At 68.8% G+C, this 7,633-nt stretch carries 9 protein-coding genes; 5 read left to right on the forward strand and 4 right to left on the reverse strand.

Annotated elements, in window-relative coordinates; translation table 11 throughout:
- Positions 1-61 precede the first annotated feature (61 nt).
- Positions 62-565, forward strand: coding sequence for a carbohydrate ABC transporter permease (locus PKH97_RS10065; RefSeq protein ID WP_324387284.1), 504 nt, complete (start codon positions 62-64; stop codon positions 563-565).
- 293 nt (positions 566-858) lie between these two features.
- On the opposite strand, the gene PKH97_RS10070 is transcribed toward PKH97_RS10065, so the two are convergent.
- Positions 859-1,449, reverse strand: a complete 591-nt coding sequence (locus PKH97_RS10070) for a class I SAM-dependent methyltransferase (RefSeq protein WP_324387275.1) — start codon at positions 1,447-1,449, stop codon at positions 859-861.
- Between the two features lie 57 nt (positions 1,450-1,506).
- Here PKH97_RS10070 and PKH97_RS10075 point away from each other — a divergent pair, with 57 nt between their 5' ends.
- Both PKH97_RS10075 and amrB read left to right on the forward strand, forming a co-directional pair.
- Positions 1,507-2,022, forward strand: a complete 516-nt coding sequence (locus PKH97_RS10075; RefSeq protein ID WP_324387276.1) for an ACT domain-containing protein — start codon at positions 1,507-1,509, stop codon at positions 2,020-2,022.
- A 31-nt stretch (positions 2,023-2,053) separates the two neighbouring features.
- The gene (gene amrB / locus PKH97_RS10080; protein ID WP_324387277.1) at positions 2,054-2,854 is read left to right on the forward strand and encodes an AmmeMemoRadiSam system protein B; all 801 of its coding nucleotides are present in this window, start codon (positions 2,054-2,056) and stop codon (positions 2,852-2,854) included.
- A 79-nt stretch (positions 2,855-2,933) separates the two neighbouring features.
- Here the strand turns inward: amrB and PKH97_RS10085 are convergent, their stop codons facing one another.
- Together PKH97_RS10085 and PKH97_RS10090 are read right to left on the reverse strand one after the other, a co-directional pair.
- Complete coding sequence (locus PKH97_RS10085) at positions 2,934-3,257, reverse strand: hypothetical protein (RefSeq protein WP_324387278.1); 324 nt, start codon at positions 3,255-3,257, stop codon at positions 2,934-2,936.
- A gap of 85 nt (positions 3,258-3,342) precedes the next feature.
- Entirely contained in the window at positions 3,343-3,864 is a 522-nt protein-coding gene (locus PKH97_RS10090; protein WP_324387279.1) for a DUF2231 domain-containing protein, read from the reverse strand.
- A 70-nt stretch (positions 3,865-3,934) separates the two neighbouring features.
- On the opposite strand from PKH97_RS10090, the gene PKH97_RS10095 reads away from it, so the two are divergent.
- The gene (locus PKH97_RS10095; protein WP_324387280.1) at positions 3,935-4,618 is read left to right on the forward strand and encodes a response regulator transcription factor; all 684 of its coding nucleotides are present in this window, start codon (positions 3,935-3,937) and stop codon (positions 4,616-4,618) included.
- On the opposite strand, the gene PKH97_RS10100 is transcribed toward PKH97_RS10095, so the two are convergent.
- Positions 4,615-5,976, reverse strand: a complete 1,362-nt coding sequence (locus PKH97_RS10100) for a HAMP domain-containing sensor histidine kinase (RefSeq protein WP_324387281.1) — start codon at positions 5,974-5,976, stop codon at positions 4,615-4,617. The two genes, PKH97_RS10095 and PKH97_RS10100, sit on opposite strands and share 4 nt — an antisense overlap.
- 30 nt (positions 5,977-6,006) lie before the next feature.
- Between PKH97_RS10100 and PKH97_RS10105 the strand changes: the two genes are divergently transcribed.
- Positions 6,007-7,608, forward strand: coding sequence for a N,N-dimethylformamidase beta subunit family domain-containing protein (locus PKH97_RS10105; RefSeq protein ID WP_324387282.1), 1,602 nt, complete (start codon positions 6,007-6,009; stop codon positions 7,606-7,608).
- The last annotated feature ends 25 nt before the right edge of the window (positions 7,609-7,633 follow it).

Genomic DNA, 7,633 nt, shown 5'->3' on the forward strand with positions numbered 1-7,633 from the left:
GCACCAGTCAGATCAAGGGTCACGACCCTCGCGCAGCCATACCAGCATGTAAGTCGGCTTCATCCTCGTTTTCGCCACGATCCTGATCCCGACCCAACTGCTGATCATCCCCACCTACATCATGTTCAGCAAGCTGCACCTGGTCGACACGCTCGCCGCGATGATGCTCCCCTGGCTGACGTCGGCCTTCGGCGTCTTCCTCATGCGACAGTTCTTCCTCTCCTTGCCGCGGGAACTCGAAGAGGCCGCCGTGCTCGACGGGTGCTCGCAGTTCGCCGTCTTCTGGCGAGTCATCCTCCCGCTGGCCAAGCCGGCTCTCGCGACCCTGGCCATCTTCACCCTGCTCGGGTCGTGGAACGACCTGATCTGGCCGCTGATCGTCAACAACAACCCGGCGAACTACACGATCCAACTCGGCCTGGCCAACTTCCAGGGCCAGCACCGGACGCAGTGGTCGATGCTGATGGCCGGCAATGTCGTGGCCACCTTGCCGCTGATCATCTTCTTCCTGATCGCGCAGAAGCAGTTCGTCGCGACCATGACCTTCTCCGGGCTGAAGGGCTGACCGGACGGATCGTGCCCTCTCGACGTGGCTGGGGGTCAGCCTCGGCCGAACAGGCGGCTGAGGAAGCCACCGCCCGCGTCCTGACCCGTCGTGGCCCGGTTCGCATCCCCCGTCGTGGCGCGGCTCTCGTGGCCGGGGCACCACTGCCCGGCCGGGACACCGGCCTTGACCGAAGCCACGTGCTGCCCGCACCCGGCCCACGTCGTCTTGCCACAGGTCTTACATCGCACCGCACGGCACATGGGTGTCTCTCCTCGGACCTCGTCAACCTAATGCTGCGATCCTATACCCCCCTAGGTATGACGCAGGACGGTCACCACGAAGTCCGCCGCGGGCTGCCAGGCCCGCAGGTCCCACGTCGCGAAGCGATGCTCGATGCGCAGTCCGCTCACCTCGATCGCGGCGTCGAAGGCGGCAAGCGTCAACTCCCGGTCGGTGTGAAACCCCGTGACCACGAAACCCTCCGGCGCCAGATGCGCCGCGAATCGCTGCAACACAAGCGCTTCGGTCCCAGGTGCCAGGAAGACCATGACATTCCCCGCGACCAGGATGGCATCGAACAGGCCCTCGCCGACCAGGTCCAGTTCGCTTAAGTCGGCCACCTCGAAACGCGCGTCGGGATGATCCTCGCGCGCGGCCGCGATCAACTCGGGGTCGGCATCGACCCCGAGCACGTCGTGGCCGACCGCGTGCAGATAGGCCGTATGCCGCCCAGGCCCGCACCCTGCGTCGAGGATCCGGGCTCCCCGCGAAACCATCGCGTCGACCAGCCGCGCCTCACCCACCAGATCGGCCCCCTCGGCGGCCAGCGCGCGGAAGCGCTCGACATACCACCGGGAGTGGCCTGGGCTGGTGTCGGTCGTCCAGCGGGTCGGGGTCGGCATACGCGCAGGATAGAGCCGGGCAAGCCGACGCGACCCGCCGCTAGCTACCATGCCAGGGTGGAGACTCTCGTACTGACCGTCATCGGCGACGACCGCGCCGGGCTCGTCAAGGCGCTCGCAGACACCGTCGCGGACGGCGGCGGGAACTGGGAGCGCAGCCAACTTGCCGAGCTGGCCGGGAAGTTTGCGGGCATCGTCGTCGTCACTGTTCCCGAGGACAAAGTCGAGGCGCTGCGCACCGCGCTCGCGCCGCTGGCGGGCCTGCTCGATGTCAGCGTGCATACCGGCCGCGGCGCCCCGGACGCGACCACCGGGCAGTCGGTGCGCCTGGAGATCCTCGGCAACGACCGCCCCGGCATCGTCCGCGACGTCTCCGGCGTGCTGGCGGCCCATGACCTCAGCGTCGCCTCGCTCACCACAGGGACGCGGGACGCGCCGATGGCCGGCGGCGTGCTCTTCGAGGCAACGGTGCTCGCCCACGCGCCCATCGGGAGCGACCCGGCGGTCGTCCGCGCTGCGCTGGAGCAACTGGCCGGCGAGATGCAGGTCGACATCACCCTCGACCCAGCCTGATCCCGCTCCCGGCACGGGCGAGACTGAGGGTATGGCGCGCGTGCGGCCGGCCGCCGTCGCCGGTCACCTCTACCCTCGCGACGCCACCACATTGGCCGAGACGGTCGATCGGTTGCTCGCCACGGCTGCCGACCCGACGGCCCCGGTCGCGCCCGTGAAGGCACTCATCGCACCGCACGGCTCCTACGCTGACTCCGGCGCGATGGCTGCCCTCGCGTATGCCGCCCTGCTCCCCGCCCGCGACATCATCACCCGCGTCGTGCTGCTGGGCCCGACCCACCGCGTGGCGATCGATGGCCTTGCCGTGCCGGGCGCAGATTTGTTCGCAACTCCGCTCGGCCAGGTGCCGGTCGCGCGGCTGAGCGATGAGGTCCTCACCGCTCTGCCGCAGGTCCACATCAGTCCCGCTGCCCACGTCGCAGAGCATTCGCTAGAGGTGCAGCTGCCCTTCCTACAACGGGTGCTGGGCGAGTTCGAGCTCATCCCACTGGCGGTCGGTCGCGCCGCGCCGGCCGTGGTCGCCGAGGTGATGGACGCGCTCTGGGGCGGTCCAGAGACGGTGGTCGTGGTCAGTTCGAACCTTTCGCATTACCATCCGTATGCCGTGGCGCGCCGTCTCGACGAGGCGACGGCGCGCCACCTCCTCGCCCTGCAGCCCGACATCCGCCACGTCCAGGCGTGTGGTGCCGCACCCGTGAACGGCCTGCTCGTGTCGGCGCGAGCGCACCGACTCCGCCCGCGCCTGCTGGATCAGTGCAACTCCGGCGATGCAGCCGGTGGTCGGGAGCGGGTGGTCGGCTATGCGTCGTTGGCCTTCGACTCAATCGCATGAGTGCTCACACCGAGTCGATTCGATTGCGCCGAAGCAGCCTTCGGGGAGCGACTAGTGGCTGTGTCGCTCTCGCTCGGGGTCAGCGAGCCGAGCGATCGGATCCGAAATAGGCCGCGGCGGCCGAGACCGCAGAGACGACAGCCACAGCCGGCCACGCACCGATTTGCTTGGCCAGGGGGTGTGATGCGCCGAAGGCCAGCAGGTAGACCCCGCCGAGCAGACCGGCGGTCGTCGGCCCATGACGCATCAGCCACGTGCGGCCGGCGAGCAGTCCGGCGGCGCCAAGCACCAGGCCGCCCAGCGGGCGGATGCCGGTGGAACTGGCGACGACATAGCCTCCGGCCAAGCCGGCTGCGACGATTGGAGCGGTCGGCAGCCGGCCGGCTGAACTCTCGGTGGACATGCTCCGAGAGTACCGGCGGCGGCGACTGGAACAGCCGCGGGTGATCGGCAGCGGGGGGAGGGGTTTGCCGATCACCCCGGCGTCGTCAGTCGCCGCCGCCGGTGGTCGTAGCGCCCTGGGTGGCGACGACCTGATCCGCCCACGCCGACTTGGCGCCGGTGTGGCCGGTGATGGCGATCGACACGATCGCGGCACAGCTGACCAGGATCATGGCAGCCGCCCCGAGCATGCCCAGGGCCTTGCTCCGAGCCGGTTTGGTTGCCGGGAGCAAGAAGTAGACGACGCCGAGAACGACCACCATGAAGACCAAACAGAGGACTTTGGCGAGGTCGCCGGCCTCGGTGTGCTCGTGGAGCAATGCCATGGCTGCCGCGTCATTGCCTCCGGCGGCCTGCAATCGGTGTTCGAGTTGCTCGCCACTCTCACCGGCGACGAAGCCGCTCAGCCCGGTGGCAACGGCACCGAGGATCAGCGGCAGCCGAAGGCGGTCACGCCACGCGGGCCGCACGGCATACGCCAAGGCGAGCAGGGCAGCGATCGGCCCGAGCACCACGACAGCGTGGATCACGAGAATGTGGACCGGGAGGCCCATGATGGTGTCGAACATGCCAACCCTTCACCGTTAGCGAACACCCCGACGGTATGACGCGACCCCTGAGAGAGCGCTGAGAGGACCTATGCGGCTGCTGATCGTCGACGACGAGCGCGATCTCGCGACGGAACTCGCCGCCATCCTGCGTGGCGAGGGCTGGGTCGTCGATGTCGCCCATGACGGGCTGACCGGACTCGCGATGGCCGAGTACGGCGGCTACGACGTTGTGCTGCTCGACATCATGTTGCCCGGCCGCAATGGCTATGACGTGCTCAAACGTATCCGGGCCAGCGATCCGACGACGGCCGTCGTGATGTTCAGCGCCAAGGACGGCGAGTTCGATCAGAGCGACGCCTTCGAACTCGGGGCGGACGATTATGTCACCAAGCCCTTCAGCGTCGTGGTCCTCGCGGCGCGGCTGCACGCGGTTCTGCGCCGCTCGGGCGTGCCCCGACAGGTCACCCTCGCGTGCGGGACACTCACTCTGGACCCGATGACCAAGCGGGTTGCGCGAGGCGATCAGATGATCGAGTTGACACCACGCGAGTTCGCGCTGCTCCACACGCTCATCCGACAGCCGGAACGGGTGTTCAGCAAGTCCGATCTGCTTGACGCCGTGTGGGATTCGGACTATCCGGGGGCTGACAATGTCGTCGAGGTCTATGTCGGTTATCTGCGCAAGAAGGTCGACGTGCCCTTCGGCGTGCGGACGGTGGAGACCGTCCGAGGCATGGGCTATCGGCTGGTCGCCGACGCGCCGCCGGGCTAGTCGCTCGCGGCGAGCGGCAGGTCGACGACGAACCGGCACCAGCCGTCATCGGCGACGTTCGTATGGACGCGCCCTCCGTATCTCGCGACCGTGTCGGCGACAACGGCGAGGCCGAGGCCGGATCCGCCCCGGTCTCGATCGCGCGCCTCGTCGAGCCGGACGAACCGCTGAAAGACCATCTCGCGCAAGTGTTCCGGGACCGGTGCGCCGTCATTGTCGACGGTCAGAACGGCGCTTTCGCCGGTGTTCTCCACACGGACGCGCATCGCGGAGTCGGCGTGGCGAAGGGCGTTGTCCAGCAGATTGCGCACCACGCGGTCGAGCAACCCGGCGTCGCCGAGCACGCGCGCCGGCGCGAGTTCGAGGCTGACGGGCGTCTGCCCCGGTAGCGCCCGGACGGCGTTGAGAGTGACATCGTCAAGATCCACAGGCACCGACACCGACCGTGCTCCCGGGTCGTCGAGGCGGGCCAGGACGAAGAGGTCGTCGACGACGGCGGAGAGCCGGTCGATGGCCAGCCCCAATTTGGCCAGGGACTGCTCGCACTCGCTCTTGTCGTAGTGGGCAATAGCCAGGTGCTCCACGGTGACGCGGGCAGCAGCTAAGGGGCTGCGCAGTTCATGCCCGGCGTCGGCGACGAACGCCCGGCGCGCAGCGTCGGAAGTTCGCAGGCGATCCAGGAGGTCGTTGAGTGTCGTTGCGAGCCGAGTGAATTCGTCCTCACCGTCCGGAATCGCGACCGATCGCGAGGAGCCGATATCCGAGATCGATTGCACCTCCGCGCGCATGGCCTCAACCGGGCGCAGGGCAGCGTCGACGGCATACAGCACGCCGAGCCACACGCTCATCAACAGACCGATCCCGGTCAGGACGAAGCCCGCCACCAGAGCAGCGGTTGGGCCTTCCTCCAGGCTGGCGGGCGATGCGACAGCGACGGTGAGCATGGCGCCGTTGCGATCCGGCGCGCCCGTCACCGCCAGGGCAAAGTTGTCCGAATCGAAGTCGGGGATGCCGTCCAAGGTCGTCATCAACGTCTGGTGCTCGCGTCCTCTGGCCGTCGTCAGCGGGGCGAGTCCGGGCGGGGTTGCGGCCACCAATCGGCCGTCCGCGTCGAGGATCTGGATCACGCGTTCCGAGCCCGGTGGCAGCACGTGCTCCGCAACCACCGTCTTGGGATCGGTCGTCGTCAACTCCTCGGCGATCCAGCCCGCTGTGGCCGACGTCGTCGACTGGGCCTGCGTCCGCAGCACATGGCTGACGATGGTCGCCAGCACGGCGACGGCGATCAGCCCGATGGCGGCGAAGGCCGTGAGGACGACCACCACGACACGCCCGCGGATGCTCTGGCGCAAGCCCACGCCGGGAGCCTACGCGTAGCCTTTGCCTTCATGAGCCGAGCGCGTGCGTCGGGTCCGTCACCGCGCCGGCGCGATGTGCTCGGGACGACCGCATCACTGCTCACGCTGGGTGCCTGCACGGATGCGGGAGGGGAGCCACGGCATACGGCCTCTGGGGGGATTTCGACGCCGTCCTCCCGCGGGACGTCGCGCGGCCCGGCGACCCCGGCGCGCACGTGGGTCGCCGAGGAGAACAGTCGCCCCGGTGACCGCGAGTGGCACGTGAGCCCGCGGGTGATCGCTCCCACCGGGATGTTGAGCGCGTATGCCAGCCATGCCAGCGCCCGCGCCGGTGACGCGGTGGCGGTCTATGTCGACAGCCGGCTCGGTGACGTCGTTGTGAAGGCGCACCGACTCGGTCACTACGGCGGGCAGGGCGGGCGGACGGTATGGCGCAGTGGGAGCCTGCCCGGTAGGCCACAACGGCCGCCGGTTATCGACGCCGACCATCGGGCGCGGTATACGTGGGAGCCCACGACGGTTTTGGACACGACCGGCTGGCCGGCGGGGACCTACCTGCTGACCGTGACCTCTGGCGGTCAAAGCCACTATGTGCCGCTGACGATTCGGTCGGCCGACGTGACCGGCCGGCTGGTTGTCGTGAATGCGACAGCGACGTATCAGGCATACAACACGTTCGGCGGGTACTCGCTCTATTCTGACGGTGCGACAAGGCATTTCGAGAACCGTGCCCGGAAGGTGAGCTTCGATCGGCCCGGCGACACCAGCGGCGCGCGGACACTGCTGCTGTATGAGATCGGGCCGATCCAGGCCGCCGAGCGGCTGGGCTTGGACCTCGCCTACCTGACCTCCGGCGATCTCGATGCGGGGACGCCGGCGCTGGCCGGAGCGGCCGGAGTGGTCTCGCTGGGGCACGACGAGTACTGGAGCCGGGGGATGCGGGCGGCGGTGACGAGCGCGCGTGATACGGGGACGAATGTCGGCTTCCTCGGCGCGAATGCGATGTATTGGCGGGTGCGCTTCGAGGATGCCGGACGGACGGTCGTGTGCTTCAAGGACGGGAGTGCGGATCCGCTCGGCGACACGGCGGAAGCGACCGTGAAGTGGCGCGATGGGCCGGTGCCAGACCCGGAGAATGCGCTCGTCGGGATGCTTTACGAGGCGTTTCCGGTGCAAGGGCCTTTCGTGGTGCGAGATCCGGGGTTCTTCGGCTTCGCCGGTCTCGGCGCGCGGGCGGGCCTGTCGGTCCCGGGACTGTGCGGGACGGAAGTGGACCGCGCGTATCCCATCGCCGGGACGCCCCCGACCTTGCAGGTGGTCGGACATTCGCCGGTGACGGGAGAGGGCATCGGGACGACCTTCAGCGATATGACCTACTACTCGACGCCGAGCGGCGCGGGAGTGGTCGCGGTCGGGAGCATGCTGTGGTGCCCCGCCCTGCGGGGCCCGTATGCGCGATACGGCATCACCGCGGCCAGCACCGCGTTCGCGGCCGCGGTGACCGACAACCTGCTGCGTGAACTGGCGACGCCTCGGCTCGGTGAGCGACGGCCGGCCCGCCCCGACCTGGATGCGGTGGGCGCGTCGCCATCGACCCGCACCGGCAGCGGCGGACCCGTTGCGCCGGCCTGAGGTGGCCTGCCCCCCGGTGCCTAAA

Origin of the sequence: Nostocoides sp. (assembly GCF_035343835.1) — a bacterium.
Lineage (GTDB): Bacteria > Actinomycetota > Actinomycetes > Actinomycetales > Dermatophilaceae > Nostocoides_A > Nostocoides_A vanveenii.